Source organism: Spirosoma soli (genome assembly GCF_042684525.1).
Taxonomy (GTDB): Bacteria; Bacteroidota; Bacteroidia; order Cytophagales; family Spirosomataceae; genus Spirosoma; species Spirosoma soli.
The window spans coordinates 331,446-357,715 of record NZ_JBHULN010000002.1 but is presented as its reverse complement, the minus strand read 5'-3'; the positions used below and the strand labels follow the sequence as shown (position 1 = coordinate 357,715).

At 47.7% G+C, this 26,270-nt stretch carries 18 protein-coding genes and 1 CRISPR repeat array (1 of these 19 only partly in view); of the genes, 4 read left to right on the top strand and 14 right to left on the bottom strand.

Annotated elements, in window-relative coordinates:
* Nucleotides 1-7,883: direct repeats of the CRISPR family, unit length 30 nt; unit sequence ATTTCAATTCCACTACGGTACGATTAGAAG; it reaches 4,771 nt to the left of the window's first position.
* Between the two features lie 216 nt (nt 7,884-8,099).
* The 9 genes from cas2 to cas8a1 all read right to left on the bottom strand — a co-directional run bounded on the left by cas2 (nt 8,100) and on the right by cas8a1 (nt 16,701).
* Nucleotides 8,100-8,363, bottom strand: a complete 264-nt coding sequence (gene cas2 / locus ACFSUS_RS05090) for a CRISPR-associated endonuclease Cas2 (RefSeq protein WP_381519993.1) — start codon at nt 8,361-8,363, stop codon at nt 8,100-8,102.
* A 132-nt stretch (nt 8,364-8,495) separates the two neighbouring features.
* Entirely contained in the window at nt 8,496-9,509 is a 1,014-nt protein-coding gene (gene cas1b / locus ACFSUS_RS05085; protein ID WP_381519990.1) for a type I-B CRISPR-associated endonuclease Cas1b, read from the bottom strand.
* A gap of 102 nt (nt 9,510-9,611) precedes the next feature.
* A complete protein-coding gene (locus tag ACFSUS_RS05080) occupies nt 9,612-9,983 on the bottom strand; it encodes a GxxExxY protein (RefSeq protein WP_381519987.1) in 372 nt (123 codons plus the stop codon).
* Nucleotides 9,984-10,091: 108 nt separating this feature from the next.
* Nucleotides 10,092-10,598 (bottom strand): CRISPR-associated protein Cas4, encoded by a 507-nt coding sequence (cas4, locus tag ACFSUS_RS05075; RefSeq protein WP_381519984.1) that lies wholly within the window; start codon nt 10,596-10,598, stop codon nt 10,092-10,094.
* A gap of 6 nt (nt 10,599-10,604) precedes the next feature.
* Nucleotides 10,605-11,123 carry a hypothetical protein gene (locus ACFSUS_RS05070; RefSeq protein ID WP_381519981.1) on the bottom strand — a complete coding sequence of 173 codons (519 nt, stop codon included), beginning with the start codon at nt 11,121-11,123 and terminating at the stop codon, nt 10,605-10,607.
* Nucleotides 11,124-11,131: 8 nt separating this feature from the next.
* Nucleotides 11,132-13,447 carry a CRISPR-associated helicase Cas3' gene (gene cas3 / locus ACFSUS_RS05065; RefSeq protein WP_381519978.1) on the bottom strand — a complete coding sequence of 772 codons (2,316 nt, stop codon included), beginning with the start codon at nt 13,445-13,447 and terminating at the stop codon, nt 11,132-11,134.
* Between the two features lie 12 nt (nt 13,448-13,459).
* Complete coding sequence (cas5b, locus tag ACFSUS_RS05060) at nt 13,460-14,158, bottom strand: type I-B CRISPR-associated protein Cas5b (protein ID WP_381519977.1); 699 nt, start codon at nt 14,156-14,158, stop codon at nt 13,460-13,462.
* A complete protein-coding gene (gene cas7i, locus ACFSUS_RS05055) occupies nt 14,155-15,243 on the bottom strand; it encodes a type I-B CRISPR-associated protein Cas7/Cst2/DevR (RefSeq protein WP_381519974.1) in 1,089 nt (362 codons plus the stop codon). Before cas7i ends, cas5b begins: the two co-directional genes overlap by 4 nt.
* Before the next feature lie 3 nt (nt 15,244-15,246).
* Nucleotides 15,247-16,701 (bottom strand): type I-B CRISPR-associated protein Cas8b1/Cst1, encoded by a 1,455-nt coding sequence (cas8a1, locus tag ACFSUS_RS05050; protein ID WP_381519971.1) that lies wholly within the window; start codon nt 16,699-16,701, stop codon nt 15,247-15,249.
* Nucleotides 16,702-16,892: 191 nt separating this feature from the next.
* Here cas8a1 and ACFSUS_RS05045 point away from each other — a divergent pair, with 191 nt between their 5' ends.
* A complete protein-coding gene (locus ACFSUS_RS05045) occupies nt 16,893-17,180 on the top strand; it encodes a hypothetical protein (protein ID WP_381519969.1) in 288 nt (95 codons plus the stop codon).
* 227 nt (nt 17,181-17,407) lie between these two features.
* On the top strand, nt 17,408-17,569 hold the full coding sequence (locus ACFSUS_RS05040; protein ID WP_381519967.1) for a hypothetical protein: 162 nt from the start codon (nt 17,408-17,410) through the stop codon (nt 17,567-17,569).
* A 170-nt stretch (nt 17,570-17,739) separates the two neighbouring features.
* Here the strand turns inward: ACFSUS_RS05040 and cas6 are convergent, their stop codons facing one another.
* The 4 genes from cas6 to ACFSUS_RS05020 all read right to left on the bottom strand — a co-directional run bounded on the left by cas6 (nt 17,740) and on the right by ACFSUS_RS05020 (nt 21,675).
* The gene (gene cas6 / locus ACFSUS_RS05035; RefSeq protein ID WP_381519965.1) at nt 17,740-18,561 is read right to left on the bottom strand and encodes a CRISPR-associated endoribonuclease Cas6; all 822 of its coding nucleotides are present in this window, start codon (nt 18,559-18,561) and stop codon (nt 17,740-17,742) included.
* Between the two features lie 79 nt (nt 18,562-18,640).
* Nucleotides 18,641-19,543 carry a helix-turn-helix transcriptional regulator gene (locus ACFSUS_RS05030; protein WP_381519962.1) on the bottom strand — a complete coding sequence of 301 codons (903 nt, stop codon included), beginning with the start codon at nt 19,541-19,543 and terminating at the stop codon, nt 18,641-18,643.
* 139 nt (nt 19,544-19,682) lie between these two features.
* Entirely contained in the window at nt 19,683-20,333 is a 651-nt protein-coding gene (locus ACFSUS_RS05025) for a GDSL-type esterase/lipase family protein (RefSeq protein WP_381519959.1), read from the bottom strand.
* A 31-nt stretch (nt 20,334-20,364) separates the two neighbouring features.
* Nucleotides 20,365-21,675 carry a UDP-N-acetylmuramoyl-tripeptide--D-alanyl-D-alanine ligase gene (locus ACFSUS_RS05020; RefSeq protein ID WP_381519956.1) on the bottom strand — a complete coding sequence of 437 codons (1,311 nt, stop codon included), beginning with the start codon at nt 21,673-21,675 and terminating at the stop codon, nt 20,365-20,367.
* Nucleotides 21,676-21,779: 104 nt separating this feature from the next.
* Between ACFSUS_RS05020 and ACFSUS_RS05015 the strand changes: the two genes are divergently transcribed.
* Both ACFSUS_RS05015 and ACFSUS_RS05010 read left to right on the top strand, forming a co-directional pair.
* Nucleotides 21,780-24,014, top strand: coding sequence for an FG-GAP-like repeat-containing protein (locus tag ACFSUS_RS05015; protein WP_381519953.1), 2,235 nt, complete (start codon nt 21,780-21,782; stop codon nt 24,012-24,014).
* A 140-nt stretch (nt 24,015-24,154) separates the two neighbouring features.
* On the top strand, nt 24,155-24,520 hold the full coding sequence (locus ACFSUS_RS05010) for a hypothetical protein (protein ID WP_381519950.1): 366 nt from the start codon (nt 24,155-24,157) through the stop codon (nt 24,518-24,520).
* Nucleotides 24,521-24,653: 133 nt separating this feature from the next.
* Here the strand turns inward: ACFSUS_RS05010 and ACFSUS_RS05005 are convergent, their stop codons facing one another.
* Entirely contained in the window at nt 24,654-26,246 is a 1,593-nt protein-coding gene (locus tag ACFSUS_RS05005; RefSeq protein WP_381519947.1) for a sensor histidine kinase, read from the bottom strand.
* Nucleotides 26,247-26,270 lie beyond the last annotated feature (24 nt).

The following is a 26,270-nucleotide window of genomic DNA, read 5'->3' as shown; positions in this document are numbered from 1 at the left end:
ATCCGAGCGCAACGCTGAACACATATATTTCAATTCCACTACGGTACGATTAGAAGTTCGCTCCAGCTCACTAATGCGCTGGTCTTTAAACTATTTCAATTCCACTACGGTACGATTAGAAGAACGTTAACCATTTGGACAGATGGAAGAATGGCCGCATTTCAATTCCACTACGGTACGATTAGAAGTTGTAGTTAGTCATGGGTGTTGTTGGGTTAATTCGATTTCAATTCCACTACGGTACGATTAGAAGTCAAAACGCGAATACATCGCCATGGCTTTGCTCAAATTTCAATTCCACTACGGTACGATTAGAAGGAACGGGGGTGGGGTGGTTGTCGTTGTGGTCATGGCATTTCAATTCCACTACGGTACGATTAGAAGTGAGTACGACCAGGAGGGGTGGGGAGCTATCACTTAATTTCAATTCCACTACGGTACGATTAGAAGACTCATCAATTAATTGTCGCTCAACTGTCCGTTTAATTTCAATTCCACTACGGTACGATTAGAAGCTGGCAATTTTCACACATATACCATGCGTCAATAGTATTTCAATTCCACTACGGTACGATTAGAAGGGCAAAGTTCGGAATTCGATATGAGTCAATTACAGCATTTCAATTCCACTACGGTACGATTAGAAGCAAACCAGCCGACCCAGGCGAGTCGGCGGTTTGCGGATTTCAATTCCACTACGGTACGATTAGAAGCCCGAAAAACGTTCTGCGACTGGTGCATCAACGAACATTTCAATTCCACTACGGTACGATTAGAAGCATTGTGTTTAACATGGTGTCGCAGAGGCTTAATAATTTCAATTCCACTACGGTACGATTAGAAGTAAGTTGTTTAGACCTGCTCAAGGCCGTGGCCTTAAATTTCAATTCCACTACGGTACGATTAGAAGTTTTATATCCCGCGTGGTAACGCTACCCGCGTCGGATTTCAATTCCACTACGGTACGATTAGAAGTTATAGAACCCTCAATGTTTTTACATATATTATTTGATTTCAATTCCACTACGGTACGATTAGAAGCTCCAATGAAGGCCTTAAAAGTTCAATGCTATCCAATTTCAATTCCACTACGGTACGATTAGAAGAGGACGGTTACGGCCCGTCGATTTGCTGTTAACCGGATTTCAATTCCACTACGGTACGATTAGAAGCCGGCTGGTCCCCTGTGGAAGCTATACAAAGCCCTATTTCAATTCCACTACGGTACGATTAGAAGTATTCGGGTAGACGCGGAACGGTGGTTTAAAATCCATTTCAATTCCACTACGGTACGATTAGAAGGGTTACTGGCTGCTACGGCTTCATTGTCCCGGCCCCATTTCAATTCCACTACGGTACGATTAGAAGCTTTGTAGGGCTGGTCGTTGGTATAGGCTTGACCAGATTTCAATTCCACTACGGTACGATTAGAAGCTTTGTAGGGCTGGTCGTTGGTATAGGCTTGACCAGATTTCAATTCCACTACGGTACGATTAGAAGATCCGATTTTAGGGGGAGACGGCCGACCCGTGTTCAAATTTCAATTCCACTACGGTACGATTAGAAGGGGTTCAGGAGAATCCGGTTGGCCGCATTGAATCTCATTTCAATTCCACTACGGTACGATTAGAAGACTTTTTCCATTTCCTTGTTCATTGCGGACATTGCTATTTCAATTCCACTACGGTACGATTAGAAGAATGTCCAGCACGAAACCGTAAGTTTCGGTGTCCCCCATTTCAATTCCACTACGGTACGATTAGAAGCCTTCTCACCGCAACGGGTAACGCGAAGGGTATCCATTTCAATTCCACTACGGTACGATTAGAAGTTACCGGTGGAGCGGCATACAAAAAGGCGAAATCATATTTCAATTCCACTACGGTACGATTAGAAGCTTAGGTGCATCAAAACCCATTTCCCTGTTGGCTTCATTTCAATTCCACTACGGTACGATTAGAAGTTATCGCCGTTTAATCAATTCAATGTATTTTATTTTATTTCAATTCCACTACGGTACGATTAGAAGTAGCCAGGCGGGTACGTCCGCTTTTTTTAAGATCAGATTTCAATTCCACTACGGTACGATTAGAAGGGTTATTGCTGGGATTAAAAAAGGCGATTTTCCGTCATTTCAATTCCACTACGGTACGATTAGAAGACCATGCTGACCCTCATATACATACCCCCGCAACTCATTTCAATTCCACTACGGTACGATTAGAAGTGGTGGGTAATAGATACCCAAAAGCCGCGTAACCGTATTTCAATTCCACTACGGTACGATTAGAAGAACGGATCGACCGCTTTGTCAACGGAAGAGAATGATATTTCAATTCCACTACGGTACGATTAGAAGGAATGACGTGGCCGTGAACGATTCGGTTATCAATCAATTTCAATTCCACTACGGTACGATTAGAAGTTGTTGGGTGAGTGATTAGGATAACACCGTAGGGTTATTTCAATTCCACTACGGTACGATTAGAAGTCAGCAATGACATATCACTATTAGGCTCAATAATATTTCAATTCCACTACGGTACGATTAGAAGACGATGCAAGCGTGTAAATGTTAGCACCGCTTCGCTATTTCAATTCCACTACGGTACGATTAGAAGGCTCGGATTTACCGATAATGAAAGTAGGTGAATCATATTTCAATTCCACTACGGTACGATTAGAAGTGCGACCGTCACGAGAAATATTACAGCGTAGACCTTATTTCAATTCCACTACGGTACGATTAGAAGGCGGTTAACCGCCGTACACCTTTATCTCTATCAATAATTTCAATTCCACTACGGTACGATTAGAAGTGACGAAGCCGCGAAACGTGAACAGTTAAAGAGTCATTTCAATTCCACTACGGTACGATTAGAAGCATCGAGCCGTTTCCCTACGAAGAGGGCCGGGTTTAATTTCAATTCCACTACGGTACGATTAGAAGAAAACATTGATCCCGAATTGGGCAAGCCTCACGAAAATTTCAATTCCACTACGGTACGATTAGAAGGGAATTTGCGGGTATGATTTACGACGTCGGACTTTTATTTCAATTCCACTACGGTACGATTAGAAGTCTTGTGCAAAAGCTATAGCAACCCAATAAGTAACAATTTCAATTCCACTACGGTACGATTAGAAGGTCAAACCGCGCCGTCTCGTTTGGCGTTTTGTTGTTATTTCAATTCCACTACGGTACGATTAGAAGACCAATAACCGAACGCTCATAAATTCCACAAAAACAATTTCAATTCCACTACGGTACGATTAGAAGCGCCAAAGTGATTGCCATAATCTGCATCCTGATTAATTTCAATTCCACTACGGTACGATTAGAAGTTGCCTGCAAAGCCGGGTTGCCCTCGTTGTCGACAAATTTCAATTCCACTACGGTACGATTAGAAGAGCGTGGAGACGCTGGCCGCTGGTACGCGCTTCCACATTTCAATTCCACTACGGTACGATTAGAAGTATAAAACAATGACCGAAACCGACAACATCCGCCAGATTTCAATTCCACTACGGTACGATTAGAAGACTTGCGCCTTACTCAGGAACGCGGTTTTCAAACGTATTTCAATTCCACTACGGTACGATTAGAAGCGCTTAATAGCACCGACATTCACAACCTCACCGAATTTCAATTCCACTACGGTACGATTAGAAGGAATACCCCGCCCCCGGTTGATGCGGGCCTGAAGCAATTTCAATTCCACTACGGTACGATTAGAAGGGTTAGCCCGGCGGGTGTGCATTTCCTGCGTCCATTATTTCAATTCCACTACGGTACGATTAGAAGGTTCAATCCTGCGTATCCATCAAAATCAATCCCATCATTTCAATTCCACTACGGTACGATTAGAAGCCCAAAAACCCGACGTGGCCGTTCGTTTTATTCGTATTTCAATTCCACTACGGTACGATTAGAAGTTGCCTGCAAAGCCGGGTTGCCCTCGTTGTCGACAAATTTCAATTCCACTACGGTACGATTAGAAGAGCGTGGAGACGCTGGCCGCTGGTACGCGCTTCCACATTTCAATTCCACTACGGTACGATTAGAAGTATAAAACAATGACCGAAACCGACAACATCCGCCAGATTTCAATTCCACTACGGTACGATTAGAAGACTTGCGCCTTACTCAGGAACGCGGTTTTCAAACGTATTTCAATTCCACTACGGTACGATTAGAAGCGCTTAATAGCACCGACATTCACAACCTCACCGAATTTCAATTCCACTACGGTACGATTAGAAGGAATACCCCGCCCCCGGTTGATGCGGGCCTGAAGCAATTTCAATTCCACTACGGTACGATTAGAAGGGTTAGCCCGGCGGGTGTGCATTTCCTGCGTCCATTATTTCAATTCCACTACGGTACGATTAGAAGGTTCAATCCTGCGTATCCATCAAAATCAATCCCATCATTTCAATTCCACTACGGTACGATTAGAAGCCCAAAAACCCGACGTGGCCGTTCGTTTTATTCGTATTTCAATTCCACTACGGTACGATTAGAAGACGAACATTTTAGCTGGAAAACAGGCGACTTTACGGATTTCAATTCCACTACGGTACGATTAGAAGGGGGATACCCTCACGCAGCACTGACGAGCCACTCTTATTTCAATTCCACTACGGTACGATTAGAAGATTTCTTTCTTAGAAAATCTACCGTTACTCCACACCATTTCAATTCCACTACGGTACGATTAGAAGGTCTCGTCGGTGATGAGCTGCATCGCCGTGATTTTGATTTCAATTCCACTACGGTACGATTAGAAGTGTTTGATGAAGGGCCGAGCGCATGACGGCTGATAAATTTCAATTCCACTACGGTACGATTAGAAGTAATGACCGCGAATGATTCAATACGATAGTCGATACATTTCAATTCCACTACGGTACGATTAGAAGTGTTATGCCGATGGTTCCGTTATGTCGCTGGTCCAAATTTCAATTCCACTACGGTACGATTAGAAGGAAGATTTTTTAACGTACTACTCTAATTTCAGTAAATTTCAATTCCACTACGGTACGATTAGAAGTCGAGCGACATCCCCGTGAAATCCCGGTTCCCTGCTATTTCAATTCCACTACGGTACGATTAGAAGTGTGCCCCGCGCCCGTCAAAGGGGCAATGAGCCAAAATTTCAATTCCACTACGGTACGATTAGAAGGTTTGTGCCCACGCTCAAAACGGTGCTGGACTCGCATTTCAATTCCACTACGGTACGATTAGAAGTCAGCTCGGGACCAAAATCCTCCGCGGCTTTCGTGATTTCAATTCCACTACGGTACGATTAGAAGCGTTCCGGTGTACAATTGTCCCGCGCCCTGTACGCATTTCAATTCCACTACGGTACGATTAGAAGAACAATACAATGTAATGTGTTTCTTTCGTGAAATTAATTTCAATTCCACTACGGTACGATTAGAAGTTGCTTTTCGTGGTTGCCCGTTCGGATTACCACTTATTTCAATTCCACTACGGTACGATTAGAAGCGGCAGCTCGGGCGTAGAACTCAGCGCCGGTCAGCAATTTCAATTCCACTACGGTACGATTAGAAGGCGGCAGCTCGGGCGTAGAACTCAGCGCCGGTCAGCAATTTCAATTCCACTACGGTACGATTAGAAGCCCCTTGCCGAATCTGACCTTTAGCTTCGGTCGACATTTCAATTCCACTACGGTACGATTAGAAGCTGACGAAGAAAACCTTGATCCATTGCGGCCTGAAATTTCAATTCCACTACGGTACGATTAGAAGTGCGGCCTGGGAGGCTGTCTTGATTGAGCCTGAATTGATTTCAATTCCACTACGGTACGATTAGAAGTTAATCAGCATCAACAATCTAATCAATATATAACAAATTTCAATTCCACTACGGTACGATTAGAAGGAAAAGCTCTGAAGCTGAATATCTGGAAAAGCTCGAATTTCAATTCCACTACGGTACGATTAGAAGGCTGTGAGCGTAGCGAAACACACTTTCGTTGTTGGGATTTCAATTCCACTACGGTACGATTAGAAGGTGGTTTATGAAAGGGGGTTTCGTTCATACAATGCTATTTCAATTCCACTACGGTACGATTAGAAGTACAGAACATGCGCCGGGCGTTACGCTCATGGTTTAATTTCAATTCCACTACGGTACGATTAGAAGCCGTGGCCGGCAGAAGGGGAAGAAACGCCCGGTCCGATTTCAATTCCACTACGGTACGATTAGAAGGGGCAAAATTGCGGTGAACTGGTCAAAGCTTACCAAATTTCAATTCCACTACGGTACGATTAGAAGCAGCGACTTCAGCGCGGCTTGCGCTCCGTTAATGAATTTCAATTCCACTACGGTACGATTAGAAGGTCCTTTTTTGCCGTTCCGGTTTGTCTGATCTTCCTATTTCAATTCCACTACGGTACGATTAGAAGACCAACCGCCAAGTCATCAACCATTAGTTCATCAAATTTCAATTCCACTACGGTACGATTAGAAGTATCGGTTCATGAAGCCGCTGAAGCCGTCAACGCCTATTTCAATTCCACTACGGTACGATTAGAAGACCAATTCCCCGGCCGTAATTGTGACGCCTTCAGAATTTCAATTCCACTACGGTACGATTAGAAGAAGTCGTCAGCTTGTTCAAGATTCCATCCGTAGAAAATTTCAATTCCACTACGGTACGATTAGAAGTTGGTCAATTCAATGCCTCCATAAATTCCTTCAACCATTTCAATTCCACTACGGTACGATTAGAAGTATCAGCGGTTAACAGGTTTCAAGATGGTTGACACAATTTCAATTCCACTACGGTACGATTAGAAGTACCATCTCCAATCCGACCACGCAAACCCTGACAAGATTTCAATTCCACTACGGTACGATTAGAAGTGTCGATCATTTCGCCCTCTGAGCGGTAGCCAAACAATTTCAATTCCACTACGGTACGATTAGAAGTCAGACCGACGGACTAGCGGGCCTGTACCGATACAAATTTCAATTCCACTACGGTACGATTAGAAGTCCGCCACCCGCAACGATTGCCACCAGCCGTTTACCATTTCAATTCCACTACGGTACGATTAGAAGCGGGCTTGCAGCAGCTTATCAACAAACTACGACCGCATTTCAATTCCACTACGGTACGATTAGAAGTGCCAACCGGGACGGTTCCTACACGGGCATTCCCATTTCAATTCCACTACGGTACGATTAGAAGCAACGCTGGGTTGCAGCTCATTGTCCGTAAACGCTTATTTCAATTCCACTACGGTACGATTAGAAGAGGTCGGGGCCGATGAGTTGGACAATCCAATGATCTATTTCAATTCCACTACGGTACGATTAGAAGTATTTCAACTTAGGTATGTACTTAGAGGGTAAGTCAATTTCAATTCCACTACGGTACGATTAGAAGTCTAAGCGGGCTAAATACTCGAAACAGTTATAAGTAATTTCAATTCCACTACGGTACGATTAGAAGCCAAACGCGGCGGCGTATCCGTCACTTTTTTTTAAAATTTCAATTCCACTACGGTACGATTAGAAGCCGGGCGGCGTAATTAGCAACGGCACGTTTGAGTTAATTTCAATTCCACTACGGTACGATTAGAAGTAACACTTGATCAACATTTAGGGCTTGCTTATCGGTATTTCAATTCCACTACGGTACGATTAGAAGAAGCAACGGACGAAACCCTAACGCCCGAAATGGAAGATTTCAATTCCACTACGGTACGATTAGAAGTACCCGCCGAAAAAAAGTCCGTTTTATCGGCGGTGAATTTCAATTCCACTACGGTACGATTAGAAGCTTGGTCTTGATGTATCGCTACTTCCCTTAAACACCATTTCAATTCCACTACGGTACGATTAGAAGCCGTGAAAATACGGACGAAAAAAGGGCTTTGCAAAGCCCTGACGCAGTTTAAATTGCATGGTTTCTTAATCAAAAGTCGTCAACCAGCAGTTGTACGAAAATACTGGCCGATTGACGACTCGTTGATGGTCAGCTTATTAAGCGCTAACAAGCCCCATCATGGTATGGAAAGACCATTGGTCAAAGAACAAAAACGGATGATCGACGACGTAGCCCTTATAAAAAGTCATCGGTCGACTGACGCTCGACACCTACAATTTCCTTTTCCAACCACTTTTGATCGCGGTTTTTGAACAGGATTAGGCTGTCTTCATCATCCTTCATGATACGTCTGGCTTCGTACAACAATTCGCGTAGTTGCACTTCGGTCATCTCACCCTCAAAGACCGAATTTTGAATCCAGTTCATGTACCGCCGACAGAGTTTCAGCATCTTTCCGACGCGTTTCTGTCCCATGTCATACACCAGAATTACATACATAATCAAACAGTAAAATCTGACCGCCGAAGCGGAGAGAATGAGTGAATGAGCGATTAGCTGGCGCGAAATTTTTATTTCGCTTCGGCGGTCAGATTTTACCGCACCGGCCGACCGGTCTTTCACTCTGTAAACTTACCACCATGCTTTAAATGGTTTGTATTCTTCCAAACCCAGCAAATGCTTTTGCAATTTGTAACACTCCAGCTTGACCAGGTGCCGATAACTGACGCTACGTCCTAAGGATCGGTGCTTAATCGTTTCCTTTAGCTGCTCATCGAAACCCTGCACGAATCGTTTGCGGGCGGCTTCTTTCAGGACACAGCCACCGACCTCGGCCCGGAAATCGGACGGTTGTAGCTGGCGTTTATTAATCATCCGGAAAATCAGACGGTCTACCAGAATAGGCTTGAATACCTCCGCCAAATCCAATGCCAGTGAGTACCGACGAGCACCCGGCTCGTGCAGAAAACTAATCGTCGGATTCAACTGTGTGTGGTAAATTGTGCTGAGGCAGGCCGTGTAGCAAAGCATGTTGCCGAACGAGATCAGGGCGTTTAATTCGTTTTGGGGTGGGCGTTTACTGCGACCATCCATGCAGAATGTCTGCCCCACAATGGCGTCGAAACAACCGTAGTACGTCTGGCGGATGTTGCCTTCGATTCCCATCAGTATTGGCACCTCGGTCGCGGTCGGAACGCTCGCCAATAGTTGTTCGATGATCTGAATGGCTTCGGTCAATTCTTTGGCCTTGTCCCGGTTGTCGTAGTATTTCAATACGCGCAGGATGTTGTTGGCTGCTCCTTCCACGAACCGACGCGCAATCTCGATCCGTTTTTTGGCCGACATATAGTGCTTCGTCTGATCGACCTGCATCTTACCGGCCAGCAGATACTCGCGGGGCATAAACGAGCCGGTGTAATGTTCGTAGTAGTTGAAGAAATGAACGGCTATGCCTTCCTGACCCAGAAAATTGTACAAAGCGCTGTTGGCATCCAGACTGCCGAATACGTACAGGTCACCCACCTGCTCAATGGGCAGATAGCGGGTCTGGCCTTCGTTACCGGCTTCATCGACCGGAGTGTACTTCAATGTATTGTCTTTGCGGCTCATCCGGCCCGCGTTGAAGAGGTATTTCGGTTGTTTCATAAGGGTTTTTTGACAGGTTTTTTTGACAGGATGGACAGGATAAAACAGGATTTTTTGTTTGATCTATTCATCCTGTTTTATCCTGTCCATCCTGTCAAAAAACTAAGATGCATACGTTCGATATTTCCGCTTCACCTCAACCCGACTCCCAAAGTTGATGAGCAGACCAATCTCATTGCCCGTCGCGGTCAGATAATTGACCAGTTGTAATTCGTGTTTGGGATGAATCGCTTCTACGGCCTTCAACTCCAGAATAACGTGTCCCTCGACGAATAGATCGGCTACAAAATCACCCACTTGTTGATCACGATAATAGACAGGAATGCCCACCTGTTGCTCGGCCAGCAAACCGCGATGGCGCAGTTCTACCAAGAGTGCGTTTTCGTACACTTTCTCTAAAAATCCGGGCCCCAAGGCGTTATGAACGGCATAAGCTGCTGCAATGATTTGGTGGGTAAGGTCGGTGTGTTGCATTGCTATAGATTTTTTGACAGGATGGACATGATGAGCAGGATTTTTAATGATAGAAAAATATCTTGTTTTATCCGAGTCGTCGGCCCGGCTGTCCATCCTGTCAAAAAATTACTCTTCTTCAACATAACAAAAATCAAAATAGCTGCACGACCGGCATTTCGACTTGGCGATCCGGCCGGGACACTGTTCACGCTCGACAATCCGCTCGATGTCGCGTATCCAGCTTTCGACCATCGGTATGTCCTCGTCAGTCAACTGAACGGTTTCGGTCTGGCGGAGCTTGGGATATTCAATCAGACCCGTTGCACCGTCGACGCCGTTTTTGCGGAGCAGATACAGATAAAACTGTACCTGCGCAATGTGCGAATGTTCGAGCTTATCCGACTTCTTGATCTCATGCACCACCTTGTCGTATGGATCGTAGAAATCGATCTTGGAGCCGTCGAGGATAATTTCGCGGTAGCGTTCGGCGCGTTGCGGATAGGCGTGTTCGTGCAGTTGCTTACCTTCGGCTACGGCCTCCGATGTATGTTCCATGCGGATATGATTAGCGTGAAGCCACATCTTCCGATGGCAGAGATGATAGTAGTTAATTAAGGTTGCGGTGGGAAGCATGGTTGGTTAACGGTTCAGGAAGTAGGTACGAAACTGTTCAAGTTCGGCGTTTTCAACTTCCAGGTATTTGGTGAAAATTTTATCGCCGACCTGATGCCGCAATGCCGAAATACCCACGTCAATTAGCCGTAACCCCTGCTCGGTTAAAAGGATATTGTCGAAAGCAAGACCGTCGAGGTCCGATGGCCGACGTAAGTCCCGATGCACAAATCCGGCCTGATGCAGTTGGTGAAGTTCATCAGCGAAGACATCGTACCAAAGTTCCCGGCGCTCAATTTCATAAGCCCGATAATCGATTGGGCGAATCCGCTCCATCACCAGCATTTCGGCCTGCAACTCGTCGTTGTAATCGAGCCGAACGAAGTGAGCAACCAGGTCGTTGATCTTATTGGCGAACTTCATTTTCTCGGCTTCCGACCCAATATCAGAACGGGTATCACCCAGAAACAGCTTAGCCACCTCCGTATCAGACAGCACGATGACGGTGTTATTCGCACCAGATGATAGTTGCCGAGGGTATTTCATGGGCAGAGTTATAGTAAATTGTCAGTTTCTGGCCATTCTTCCTGCTCATCATAATCAAGTCCAAGTTCAGAACTGTAGCCACGGTTGATGAGGTAGTAAGGCAGGTTAAGCAGTTTCTTTTTTGTTTCTAATACGTGTACCTCTTTACGCAAACTGCCCTCACGCATCAGTTGAACGAACTTCTGTTTGCGAATCTGAACTTGCAACGCTTCTGCTTCGATAAAGTCAAACGAGGCCAAATGAGCTTTATATTCTTCCCAAAGCACAGTTGGCAGCACCTTTACGCCATCAAACTTTTTGTAAAATGCTTCTTCGTTATCTCGGCTATGAAGCAACGGAATTAGTTCGTTGACGTTAGCCTTAAAGAGCCGGTACGTATCTTCAAAATCGTTTCGTTGCCGCTGATTCCAATCGGGATAAACAGCGTCAATCCACTTTCCTAACTCATTCTCTTGGATAATACCGTCGTGTTGGTTGGCGATTTTCTTCAACACGTTGACCGTATCATTCACCACTTGGGTATCATAGATGAACTTATCAGTTGGGTTAGCTTGGTCAAAAATGATAACCTCGCATACACCTTTTGCTCGTTTGCGATTTACACGGCCAAATCTCTGAAGCAAAGCGTCGACAGGAGCCGGTTCGCTGAAAAGCACATCAAAATCAATATCTAAGCTGACTTCAATAGCTTGTGTACCAATAAGCAACTGCACAGAATCTGCATTGCCCTGCTCCGCCTTTAGTAAGTCCTTTTCGTGCTTTGAGCGGTCTCGCCCGTTGAAAGCACTGTGTAGCAGAATAGCACCCTTGGCCGACGGTTTCAAGGTTTTATACACCGCTTGGGCTTGTCGAACCGTATTACAAACAACTAGCACTTTTTGTCCTTTATCAAGGCGCTGTCTAATCATGATGAGGTTGTCAGCTAATAAGCCGCTCTCGACAACTACCCGATGACGTACAAATTGTTGATACACATCATCGGCAGCCGTAATTGGCATAAATGAGCCAACGGAAGCCTGTAGTTCATTTTGAAGGAAGGTGGGCATGGTGGCTGTCATGATGAAAACCTTCCCGTTCAAGCGCTGCGTAACAAACTCAAGCAATACCTTGATTTGTGCAACTACATCCGGCTGGTAGGCGTGAATCTCGTCAAAGATGAAGTAGCTACCCACCCACTCAAAAATGCCCTGTTCAAACCCTTTTAAACCGTAAAGATGCTTAAGTAGTTGAAAAGGCGTTACCACTTTGAGTGGAGTTTGTAGCGTTCTGAACTTTTCTGCGATACTTTTTAGGGCTTCTTTCTTCTGGCTTTTTACATATTGCGCTTCGTCCAGATATTGGTTCAGGTAGGCGGCTAACTTACCATGTACCATACCTGCTTTCTGGTCTGGAATACCGCCTTTTTTATCATTCAATCGCTCAAACATGGCATTGATAGAGGCCGTGAATGGAAGTATGTAGAAGACCCGTCCGCTACCATTTTCCTGCATTTGCCGCTGAACCCATAGCAACGCACTTTCTGTTTTACCAGAACCAGTAGGAGAGGTCAAGATCACATTGCCTACCGTACCTTCTGATTCTTTTTGGTGCTGGTAGAAGTTTAGACCTTTTTGCTGTAGATCAAGCTCTTTCTGCTGCAAAAAATCAAAGTCAGTGGGCAGCAAAAACGGCACGTTGTCAATGCGGGCCGAACCCATGTGGTCGCAGTGCTTCAGCGCGCCAAACAGCAATAATAAGTTCAGGTAATCAGGATGGGACGCCACGTAGGCAAGCTTCTGCACATAAGCGTTAATGAGTTCTCCGGGTTGTTTAGCGACTAATGGGCCTAATTGAACGCCAAATAAGCCACTTAGATAGTCCTTCACCCATGCAGTATTTACCTTTTTAAATTCATCCGCAAAGTTCAATAAATCATCCTCATCCGGCTCGTAACCCCAAGCAGGCAGACCTTGATAAACAGGACGGATATACTTGTCCTGTAAGTCGTTGTAACTCTTGTGATGACCCGCTACGGCCAGACGAATCAGCGCGTGAACATCGGACGAGATGGACGAATAAGCATCCAGAAACGGCAACGAGAATAACTCATGTCGCTGACGCAACCAGTTATTGGGTTTATCGCCCAATACGTTCTGGAACTCACGATGGGTTTTTCCCAAATCATGAAAAATGATGGCAATCCGCAGGGCCTCCCATAAATCAATTGTTACGCCAGTTAAGCGATTTAGTTGTGGGAAGCCCTGCATCAGCCAGTCTCGAATCAGCAGACAGTCAGCAACGTGTTGTTCAAGCGATAAGGGCGGATCTGATTTAGCAAGCATCATGATCTGGTAGGTCTAATTGGTCAACTCGAAAGCTGAGAAGTCGAGTTGATGCAAATACACGTCGACGGCATCTTTACCTAACGTCTTATCGTGAACACCACTTAACCGACTGGTGACCGACCGGGTTTGCCAGTTTAGTACCGAATACGGTTCCGTGCCGATGTTTTGTCGGGGGATGGTGTCGGTAAAGTATTTGGGCAGGGCTTGAATCGTGCCGGGCAGATAGTTTTTGGTAAACGGGACAACCTGCCCACGAATTTGCGTTGCGTTAGTTACCTCGGCAAAGTCAATGGCTTCATCACTAATCCGCTCAACTGTAGCCAAATCATTCATACGCCCCATCACTAAAGGGAAGTACGGTTGACGGAAATAACCGGCGATAGCTGACTGGTTGGTATAAATCCGCAGGAACGTATCGAACATAAATTCCCGGCGCATGATGTTCGTATTGACATTGTTGTTGGGCTGACCGGTTCGTTTATCCACTTCAATTTGGTAGATCGTTTCCAGATCGACGCACTTGGCTCCGTACTGAAAATAATAGCCAATCGTCAATTGCTGATGAGGTAAATACCGACCGGCAGCCGCGTTGATAAGCCCCAACACCGTACTGATTGGCGGCACTTCCAGAGTAGGTTGGAAACCGCTAATCAGGTTTGGATATCGGAAACTGGCCGTCCAACTCGTCAGGTCAATGGTATAGAGCTTCATACAAACTGATCGTCAAGCTGCTTGCAGTACCCGTCAATGGCTTCACCAACAGATACGTATCTGACAGTTGGATAGTCGTCACCAAGCGTTAGTAGCTCTTGCAATTCAGTGTGATGTTGGTCCATAAATCCGCTACGTCTGCCCACGAAGACAGTCCCAACGATCTGATCCTTATATTCCTTCAGGACCTCTTTTAATCCGTCAACATTGAGCGAAACGGCCTCAATACGGGTTCGGTCGGCTACTTCAGTTTTCGCAACGTGCGAAAACGGATGATTACCAGACGTAGTGGTTGCCAGCACGATAAACTTAGGCGTTACGTCGGCCAGATTGTTCGTTTGCATGGCCCCACCTGAGATTGTTTTCAGGGCAGCGATAGTGTCCTTGCTGCGCTTTAATCGAACCGATTTTTCAAGTTGAACCAGAGGGTGCCCCGTTATCGTATCCGTAACTTCAGTTGAGCCGTTTGCCAAAAACTCCTCCCGTTGTTTAATAGTCAGGTTCTTGAAGCCAGTTCGATTCACTGTCGAGAACGTACCAACCTGCCCCAGGTCAAGTGAAAACATTCCCTTCATGATGGCCGAATATTCCTGTTTGCTGTACGGAACAGGGTCGCCATCCTGACGCGACATAGTAGACCAGTGTTCTTCGGTGCGGGTACTACCGACAGCCACAATAGCCGAATTTTTCAGCGGTGATGTGCGCGTAACGGTTGCGTTCTCTAAAACCGGCTTACCTTTTTTGTCCACTACGGGGGTACCATTCTCGTCAATCTTAGCATCCTTCGTTGCCTTCATGTAGCCGAATACGTCATCATCGTCAAACTTGAAAGGATTCGCATCGGTGTAGGCGACTTTGTTTTCACGAGTAATCGGCGAAACAGACCAACCGTAGTTGTTACGCAACGCTTCACGCCACCAATACCGCCACGCCTGCCCTGACACGTAAGGGTACGTCAGACCGTTTTTCTTGATGGTTTTCGTAGCGGTTGCATTGTCAAAGTTGCTGGAACTACTCTTGCCTGCATTGTTCAGGGCGACCACATCCACATCAATCAGGATGAAGCCTTGTGTTTTTAAGGTCATGGGTTATGCTTCGTTTTGGTTGTTGGTTTCGTCTGATTGTTCTTCGTCATCTGTTTCGCCTGTATCTAAACCGAGCAGGTTTAGTTCGTGCATTTTCTGATATACTGCTATCAGCAATACATCACGTATCTCTTTCCATCCGATGCCATCGGGGAACAGATAATACGCGTAATCCTCCACCGTCAAAATCGGCTCTTTGGCATTGGCATCGTAGTTCCTCTTGACCAGCCGCAGGAGCAGTTGCCGAACGTCATTTGGGTTTTTGCAACCGTTCAGCTTTGTGACATCTTTCAAAATGTCATCCTCACTTCGACTGACCGTGATAAAATCAGCCAATTGTTTAATTTTTTCAAGGGTTCGTTTTTCCATATTTCTAATAAGCAGTTGGTATTTCTCAATGATTGCAAACCGGAGTGGCTGTTTCCGTTTCCAGAGCCAGCGGATGAATTCATCATGCAACGGTTTTCCCTCAAGTAGCTTTTGGTAGATGCGGTTACGCCAGTTCTTGTATGTGTCTTGCTCAACGGCATTGCCTTTATCATCAATCCAGGCATCGGCATTTGGGCGGTACTTGGCAGTCTTAAACTTTGAACTGCTGTAGTACGACCGCACAAAGCGTTGCCAGTCTTCACGATTATGAATTGTCAGGCAGGAGGCATAGAACCGAAAGATATTGGTTGGCAGCGCGTAAAGGTCAATAGTTGGCCCCGCGCCGAAGTTGGTGAAGTGCAGCAGATTCAAGTCTGTATCCTTACCCTCAATGCCTGATTCTTCATTGAAGGCCAACGCGTCAGGCATCTTTGATATACACTGCTCTGCAAAGCCAAAAAGGGCATTTGCCGGGTTAGTAAATTCTGAGCTCAACAACCCCGGCTCCGGTGCAGAAGTTAAGTTCAACAGATTGCGACGGCAATTTTCCCGAACGAAAAATTCCGTTACGGATTGGTTGTTACTGTAAATGAGCGCAATCTTATCACTCAACTTTACTACGCCGAGTGCTACAAAGAAGATTTGGATGATAACCTCTTTAGATAAGTATAGCCCTGGCTCAAACGAAGCGTAGAAATTGACAAACGTACCCGAGCCGGATAAAATGTGATTATCACGACCAGCCTTATACAAGCGTGTATGTTGACCCGAAATCCGGCAATATCCTTCTTTGCCTATCAAGTCGTCACTGAGCAGTTTCTCAAAGTAGTTTACTGTCTCAGAAACTTTTCGATTCGAATCAAAAGCCCCCTGCGTAATAGTCGAATTCAGGAACAGCGCATTGAGTTTAGCATCCCACTTATACACATAGATGGCTGTTACTTTACCAATAAGTTCCAACAGCGACAGATGTTTGTACGCGTCGTGTTGAATCAGGTAGGCAATCACATATCCGCCAACGTCGGCAAAAGGATCGCCGGTAGGTTGGGTATAAGACGTCGTATCAAAGGGTTCTAATAAAATAGCCATATCTTGTTGTTGAGAATCTTATGCAATTTATGAGGCACTAGCCAGTTTGTAAATCTGCGAAAAAAGATTTTCTTTTGCGCTTATCATTACGACGTACAGCAGATAGGAATCGAAATTATCTTGTCGAGTGAGAATCTATTTTTTAATCGTACCAAAGCTGTAGCCGTGCCACGTAAACTTGGAATCTTTGTATGAATAACCTTTCATTTAATTACAACTTTGACGCCTTAGACTTGGTCCGACTACACAAAGAAGATAGTATCACTCGCGACGAGATGATTTATGTATTCGAGAAACCTTCGCACCGTGTTATACAGGAGGGTGGTCCAGAACTGACAGATATTATCCATCTTCAAACGGAATACACGCCTAAACGCCGTATTATCCGAGTTGCCTATGCATCTGATGGCGAAACGGTTTTCTTCCTCGGTGCTAAGATTGCCGACGAGGATGAAGTGAATAAATACTACTGTGGGTAGAATTATTTTTCATTTCAGCGCTGAATGTGTTTGAGTGGAATTGAAACTTGATTCTCTATGTTTCTAATCGTACCTGAGTGGAATTGAAATAGGATTTACCTTACCTTTGGTACAAGCAACCGGGCTTTTTACTAGTATCTGCATGGAATTGAAACATGGTTCTATGGCGGGTTTTGTATTATAGTCTGTCTTTTTTCGTACCTAAGTAGAATTGAAACAGAAAAATTATGGAAACGAAACCTAAGCTTAGTCATATCCGGAACCCATTCGCTGGGGCTGCCGACGAGAAAGCTGTCTGGAAAAAGCTGTCTGAAAACTCGCGCCCTACTTCCAAAGAGGAATTTCTTGAAAAAGCAAGACGAGCTCGTCAGCTGCGGAAAGATGATTGATGAAAATGTCATATAAAAAGAAATTATGGCATCAGCAATTGAAAACCCGGATCATAAATTACCCGCAACCCATTTCTTAAGCGGCAAATAAGCTACGGCTGAAGAGGCAGCCAAAGCCAAAAATGAGCCGCTTATTGCTTTGCTGAAGAAGTTGGATGTTAAGGTTGTTTCTAAGTAGTAACCACTCCTACACACCCAAATCCCTCTGCGTTATACCTGCCCGCACCCGCCAGTACGGCCAGTTCCAGCAACTCGCTGGGGCCAGACAACTCGAACGTAAAGCCGTAGTAGCCGCGCACTTGCGTCTGCTCGCGGGAGCCTTCTTTGATCGTTACTAGTCTTGACCGGGGTTGAGCCTCCCGATTGCCATTCGGTAACAGTCGATACGTTAGGGATGATACGTCCCAATCATCGTTGGGAGCAGCTCCGGCTGGTACGACGGTTTGCAGGCTACCCCATTTTGCCAGTAGGTTCGATACCAGCAACGGTCCGAATTGCTCGTCGGCCGGATGTAGGTATTGGTCCATGCCGCGTTCCGATTTCTCCGCAATCACCATCGGCGACAGTGTCCGCAACGTAACGGTTTCGCTTGTAATCTCCACCGGTATGGCTTCCACGCGCTCGATCACAAACTCCGCCCGATGCTGGGGGGAAGCAATCACGCAACGCTGGTCCTGAAACAGGCCCATAATGAAATGCTGGGCGGCCTTATCCACGTAGAAACTGACAATCCATTCGATAGTGGGCGAGTTTACCCATAAGCCACCGACTTTGGGGTCGGCTTTGGCTCCCGGCATAATCAGGTCCGAGAACGTAAAGAGTTTGAACCGGCGGGTGCTCGAAAACTCGTAGCCTTTCCCATGCAGAAAATCGGCGTACTGTTTGTCGGCATCGGCCAGCACAGCGTAAATAAACGCACTGAGCCGATACGCGTAATTGAACGGCACCAGTGTCTGGCGGGCGGTGGGAGTAAGGGTTAGTCGAAACTGCATGACGGATGGTTCAAAGTAGAGGAACGGCCTTCGTATGAATTAATGGAACGAAGTACGAAAAGGTGATTGACAGGTTGTGTCATAAACGAAATTCGGCCACTCGATTTCGCAAATACGTCCTAAATTCGGCTGGTTCGATAACCTGCACTTCGCCGGGCAGCCCCAGCACAAACCGGCCAATACCGCGCCAGTCGCGCACACGCCCCCGCCAACCGTAAGCAAACGATGTATCGGCTGGTGCGTCACAGCGCTGGAACGTATCGGGTCGGGCGGCCGGAAACTCTTCGATCAGCAGCCGATAGGCCCGGTCAGTGAGGTGCAGCTCAACAGGAAGCCAGCACGGACCTGTCCAGGAGAAAAGATCAATTAGCGTATCGGTTGCCTGATACTGCGCCGGTTGATCGGTCAGCTCGACGGCGTCAATACGCTTGGTCCGAAAGGTTTTTACGGTAGCCGACGCTGGTTCATAGGCTTCCAGCGTAGCGTAGTCGTCGGAGAAAGATAGGGGCTCAACGAGCCGGTCGCTGATCGTGTTTGAGTTGGTCGAATGATACCGGATGAGTTGCACGGCTACCCGTTCGCGAATACCTTCGGCCAGTTTACCCACAATCTGCCCCTGATGAATGTCGGCCAGCCCATCGGCTAGTGGTACCAACGTACTGCTGAGGAACAACTTCTGGCGGATACCGGCCAGTAGCGGATTCGAGTCAGTTACTCCGGCCAGCGCGTGTCGGATGAGGTCCGTTTCTTCTTCCGTGAAGGCGTCGGGATGATTGGGGCCAGGCCCGAACAAAAAGAAACGTTTGGTTTGCAGGTTCGAGTCAATCGAATAGCCAACCGTTTCCAGAAAGTCAAGGTATCGGTAGACGGATCGTTCGGATAGATCGACAGCGTCCGCTAACTGGCTGATAGTACGACCCGGCTGCTGATGGAGCAGCCGAATAAGCTTAAACACGCGCAGGAGTTTAGCCTGAGGAATCATAAGGGTTACGGCAGATAGAACTTAATCACTCTGAGCGTAATGTTATACTTTCCGTCGGCCAAACCCTAATAGAGATGAATGATTATTTATTAATAGGTAGGCCGATTGATTTAACGTAAAGAGTGCTGATGACTACCCCTCACTTCAGATAGGGTCGCAGCACCTTGGCCCACCGCCGGTAGCCTTCAGGTTTCATGTGCAGACTGTCTGGCTTGAACAATTCGCCTACGGGCTGGCCGTTGGCCTGGAGCATTACGGGCTGTATGTCCACAAAAGACGTATTACGCTGATTCGCTAGAAACTGGCTGATAAGCCGGTTGGCTTCCTTAACTTCGCTAAAGTACGCCCGGCGCGAAGGACTTGGCTTAATCGAGATAAACGTGAACGGAACATTGGGTAACTTCTTCCGAACGTAGCGGAATAGCGTCACGAAGCGCTCGTACGTCTGCTGGCCGGTTTGCTTACCGGTTGCAATGTCGTTCTCCCCGGCATAAAGCACAACTTGTTTTGGCTGATACCGCACAATGACCCGGTCGGCATACCGGATAACGTCGCTGAGTTCAGAGCCGCCAAACCCGCGATTCAGCACCACTTTATCCGGAAAGTACCCTTGTAGGCTATCCCACAACCGGATGGATGAACTACCCGTGAATAAAATAGGCTGTCGGGGTGGGGGAGTTGTTTTGTCAGTGGCTTCGAATGCCCGGATTTCTGATTCAAACGGCGGTAGCGTCTGGGCCTGTATTGTTACTGACATTCCCCATACTACCACTGTAACAACTCTAATCATGTAAATCATAAGAATCAGATAAATCTTGGTCTCAAATAAATTGTACCACCGTTTCTAGACTCATGCCCCGCGAGCCTTTTATCAGGATGTGCGTATCCGTCATGGGGTTGTCCATGATCCAGTTGTGCAGCGAAAATTTGTCGGGGAAGTAATAGGCGTTTGGCAAATGGGCGAGCGCGTATTTCATGTCTTTACCCGCCAGGATAACCAGATCGAAGTTACTGTCGGCAATCAGCTTGCCCAGGGCAGCATGTTCAGCTTCGCTTTCGTCGCCCAGCTCATACATGTCGCCCAGAATCACCACTTTGCGCCTGGCGGGCGTAGCGGCAAATTGCCGGATGGCAGCCGCCATTGAACTGGGGTTGGCGTTGTAGGCATCCAGCAGCACCGTGTTCGATCCTTTAACGATTACCTGCGACCGGTTGTTGGTTGGGGTGTAGTCGGCCACGGCGCGGTTGGCGTCTTCGGGCGATACGCCAAAATACTGACCAATGGCCAAGGCCGCCAGCATGTTGTCGAAATTGTAACGGCCGGGTAAGTGAGTCGTTACGTCGTGGCCCGTCACATCGCGGTAGATTACCACGGGCGATTCCTGAACGAGTTCAACGGGGTCGCCGGGGTAAAAAATGGCTTCGGCAAAGGTAGTTTCGGAGCGTAATGTTTTCAGTCGCTCCCGATACATGGCCGTCAGCGTAGTGTCGCGGGAGTTGATGAAGACGGTTTTTGCGTGCTGAGCCAGGAAATCATACAACTCGCCTTTGCCTTTCCGGACGCCTTCAATGCCGCCGAAGCCTTCCAGGTGAGCTTTGCCAACGTTGGTAATGAGGCCGTGGGTAGGCTGGGCAATGGAGCAAAGCAACTCAATCTCTTTCTGGTGATTCGCGCCCATTTCCACGACGGCCATCTCACACTGTTCGTTCAGCGACAGCAGGGTGAGTGGCACGCCGATGTGATTGTTCAGGTTGCCAACGGTAGCGTAGGTCCGGTACTTTTTCGACAGCACGGCTGCAATCAGCTCTTTGGTCGTTGTTTTGCCATTGGAGCCCGTCAGCGCAATGACTGGAAAGGTAAACGTTTGGCGGTGATGCCGGGCGAGGTCTTGTAAGGCCGTCAGGCAATCGGATACCAGCAGGTAGCGGGCGGGGTTCTGAGTAGCAACTACTTCATCATCGACCAACGCGTATTTGGCACCCGAGGCAATGGCTTGTTCGGCAAACTGATTGCCATCGAAATTCGCACCTTTAAGGGCAACAAACAAGCAGTTGGGAGTAATCCGGCGGGTATCAATTGATACGCCGGTGCATTCCAGAAATTTATGGTACAGTTGTTCGGTCGAAAGCATCACAAAAGATGGGGTTCGTCGTTCTTACGTAGTGGCATCATCTGCCAACTCGATCGGTACGCACGTACGGGCGTCAGATGATGAAAAGAATCGTCCAAAGATAGATGAAAAAGGCGTTTACGCTCTTCGGTTGTCTGCTGGCTGTAGCCGCTCTGGCTCAGTCTGGCAGAAAAATATCATTCCAATATGACCAGCGTCCTACTGTCAGCATCGACGGTCGAACGCTGCTAAACCCCTGGGTGGGTGGCCTCAATGCCACGCAGTACTCAACCATTCGCCTAAACGACGACAACCGCGACGATCTGGTGGTGTTCGACCGGACAACCGACAAAGTCAGTACGTTTATTGCGATTGATAACCCGGCTGGCGGTGGTCTGGCCTGGCAGTATGCGCCTGAGTACGAAACGATCTTTCCGTTTGTGTACAGCTGGATGCTGCTGGTTGATTACGACGGCGACGGTCGCAAAGACATCTTCACCTACGGCGCTGGAACGGTTCGCGTATTTCGCAATGAATTGCAGAATAGTAAGACTACCTTCCGCCAGATAACTGACCGAATCATAACGGAAGGCTTTAACGGGCAGTTACCGTTATACGTCGCCCTGACGGACATCCCCGCTATTGTGGATTACGACGGCGATGGTGATGTCGACATCATCACCTTCGATTCGAGTGGCAACCTGGTGGCTTATCAGCAAAATATGAGTGTAGAAACGACCGGCAAAAAAGATGGTCTGAATTACAAGCGCATGGGCGGGACCTGCTGGGGGCATTTCAGCAAAGAGTATTGCAATGATTTTATGTTCGGCATTCAGTGTGATGACGGAGCCGGGCGCATTGATCCCAGGCCGAGTGGGGCCAAACCCCAGCATACGGGGAATACGTTGACGGTGCTCGATGCGAACGGCGACGGGACCAACGATTTGCTGTTTGGCTTTGTCAGCTGCGAAAACGTGGCCATGCTACGCAACGCCGGACCTAACAATGACAAAGCCAACTTCACAAGCTATGATAGCCTTTATCCCGGCCCTACTCCAATCCGTTTTCCGGCGTTTCCGGCTACATTCTGGGAAGATGTAGACGGCGATGGGCAAAAAGACTTACTGGCTTCGCCTAATGTTGAGACCAACGAGAATCAGGCTTTTGACTTTCAGGCGTCGGGCTGGTACTACAAAAATGCGGGTACCAACGAAAAACCTGATTTCAGGCTGGTGCAGAAGGATTTCCTGCAAAACGAAATGATTGATTTGGGCGAGCGGGCCGCCCCGGCGCTGGCCGACCTGGATGGCGACGGCGATATGGATATGCTGGTTGGCGTTGGGTACACCGGACCACGGTACAACAGTGCGTATCGGGCAGGAATCTGGCAATTTGAAAACAAAGGCACTACGCAAAACCCGGCTTTCGTATTGGTCACGACAGATTACCTGGGCCTGAAAAAATCCACCAACTTAAACGATGTAGCACCTTACTTTGTCGATGTCGACCTGAACGGAAGTGTTGACTTAGTACTGTTTGGTACGGGTGTACAAAGCACCGAAGTTCGGGTGTTACTGAATGAAGCGGCACAAGGAGCCGCTGCTCAATACGATCTGACTAAGGCTGTTCGCTGGGCAGTATCCAGTTTTATGGAGGTGAGCGATTTGCCGACATTAACCGATATAGATCGTGATGGCAAACTGGACCTTCTCCTGGGAAAGAGCGATGGTACTATTGATTATTACCGCAATGCCGGAACGGCGACCAATCCTGTGTTCCAGCTGCAAAACCAAAATTTCGGGGGCTTTACTGTCGACGATTCTTTTTACACCGGCGCGCGCTCTTTAGTTGTTGCCGATGTGAATGGCGACCGCAAGAATGAATTAATTGCGGCAGCCCTTAATGGCACGGTTCGAATCTATAATTTCCCCGATCGACCCGATCAGCCGCTCACGCTCCTTGATTCACTGCCTACTATAGGCTTACCTGGTAAAGCCTTGATGGCCGCCGTTGCCGACCTCGACGGCGACCAACTGCCCGATCTGATGCTGGGCAGTCGGGGAGGAGGGTTGCGATACCTCAAAAATACCTCCTCAAAAGCAACTGGCTCTCCAGAAGATCCGACAGTCCCCTGGGCCTACCCAAACCCGACGGATCGTTACCTAACCATTCGGGCTCCGCACGATGGACAGGTTGAGTTGATCTCATTATCGGGGCAGATCGTAATTGCGAGCCAGCCAGTTCGGGCCGATGCTGACACAGTGCTGGATGTGAGCGGCCTGCCCGACGCTACCTATCTGTTACGGTTAACGGCCCCAAACCAGTCGGCGATGGTGCAGAAAATAGTTGTCTGGAAGTAGCCGCAAACTCTTTTGGGGATTCGTGGTTAGTGAATTATTGACGCGTTGCCCACCGATATGTACAAATGTATCGGTAGGTATGAGGTCACCAACTGAGCATCACTAACCTTGGCGTTTGCTCGCCAGAAGCCGTTTTTATCATGGAAAGTACAAACAATGCTGATCAGCAGCCAATAGATGGAAATACCGGTGGCCCTCTGGAAGGGATGTCGCCCCAGCATAACAACCTGCCACCGAATAACGAAGATGAAGACGTTACCGTGTATGCGGGCTTAGGTGTTAACAACGACCCCGACGTCATGAACCGCCCCGATGATGAGGCCGCCGACACGCTTTTATTTACCGACACGGCTACGGCTCGCCACGCCACCGACGAAGTCTCGAATGGTGAGGACATAGACGATTTGCCCGAAGACCTGCTGGACGACGATTTGTCGGACGATGAATTAGATCAAGAGATTTCCGAGCTCGCCGAGGAAGAAGAGGAAGGGAACGAACGGTATTAAGTAAAGTCGTCAGCCATTGTCAAGTACAGTCAGGTGTGGTCAAGTAGTGTAGCCTGCAGATGAATAGCAGGTAACTACTCTTGACTGTGCCTGACCATATTTGACTCCTTCGACCCCGCCTGACGGTTAATGACTACCCAATCACCAGGGTGTCTATATACGGCTCATCGGGTAAATACACCGTAAACGTAGCACCCGAACCCGGCCGGCTCTGTGCCCCCACATAGCCCTTGTGGTTTTCTACGGCTTTCTGCACAATGGCTAGCCCGATGCCCGTTCCCTGATAAGTATTCCGGGTGTGTAGCCGTTGGAAAACAGTGAAAATTCGGTCGAGGTACTTCTCGTCAAAGCCAATGCCATCGTCAACGATGCGGATGGCAAAAAAAGCCTGGTCCAGGTACGGGTCCGCAACGGCCTGCCCCGGCAGCGGAACAATCTCCCGACCCGTTAATCGCTGACATTCTACCTGAATGCGCGGGATAGAGCCCGGCTTCACAAACTTCAGCGCGTTACTTAGTAAGTTTTGGAATACCTGCCGAAGTTGAACCGCATCGCCTGTTACCAGGGGCAGCGACGTAACATCGAGTACCGCCTGTTTGGTTTGAATGGCCGTTTCCAGATCAGTTAGCACATCGTTGATTACCTGTCCTAAATTGACCCGTTCAAACGGGCGCTTCTGCGATGATAATCTGGAGTAGGATAACAGGTCGCAAATGAGTGTGTTCATGCGGCCGGCCGCCGACTGCATTCGTTCGAGCAGATCCTTACTTTGAGCGCTGATGGTACCCTCCGACTGATGGCGCAGCATCTCCCCGAACGACTGAATTTTGCGTAACGGTTCCTGCAAATCGTGGCTGGTGATATAGGCAAACCGCTCCAGGCTTTGGTTTGACCGTTGCAGGTTGTCAATGGATTTCTGCAATTCCTGCTCGTATCGCTTGGTTGCCGTAATGTCAACAAACGTGACCAGAACGCCATCGGCGAGTTTGCTGGTCGAGATGTCGAACCAGGTGTTTACCCCATCATACGTATAAAAGCTTTCAAATCGCTGTGCTTCGCCGGTTTCAATGGTATGCACATACCGGGCGAATATATCCGATGCGTGGGCTGCGGGGTACAACGCCGACATGGTATTGCCAATCATCTGGCCGAGCGGTGTATTCGTAATGCGGGCGGCTGCTTCATTGGCCAATCGAATGCGCAGGTCACTGACCTTTCGTGAGCCAGGGAGTCCGAACACATCAAGGCCTTTGTTTTCGCGGATGGCCTCGTAAGCAATTACGCCGTTAATGGAGCCGTTTAATACGTTTTCAACGAGTAACGTTTGTTGCTTTAACACCGTGATGTCGGTGAACGAAGCGGCAAACCCGTCGCCATGCTTCTGAAGTTTGAGGGCATACCAGCGCTCTTTGGGCTGGTTCGTGGCCCGGTAGTTTACTTCGGTTTCGTAAGGTTCATCATGCTCAACTACATGGCGGGCGTGTTGCCAGATACCCGTTGCAACTGTATTGGGGAATAAATCGGCTCCCGTGTGGTTGAGCATATCCGGTTCGCTCTTTCCGGCAATCTCTTCGGCTTTTCGGTTGGCCAGCACCAGCCGAAAATCCTGAATCTGGCCCGTTGATGTGCGCAGGCAGTCAAATAACATGATGCCACTGCCCGACAAATTCAAAGCTGCCCGAAGCTGAATGGGACTCTCCGAAGGTGTAGTGGATGCGCTTTTCATGGTTGTTGAGTTGTTACGGTGCTA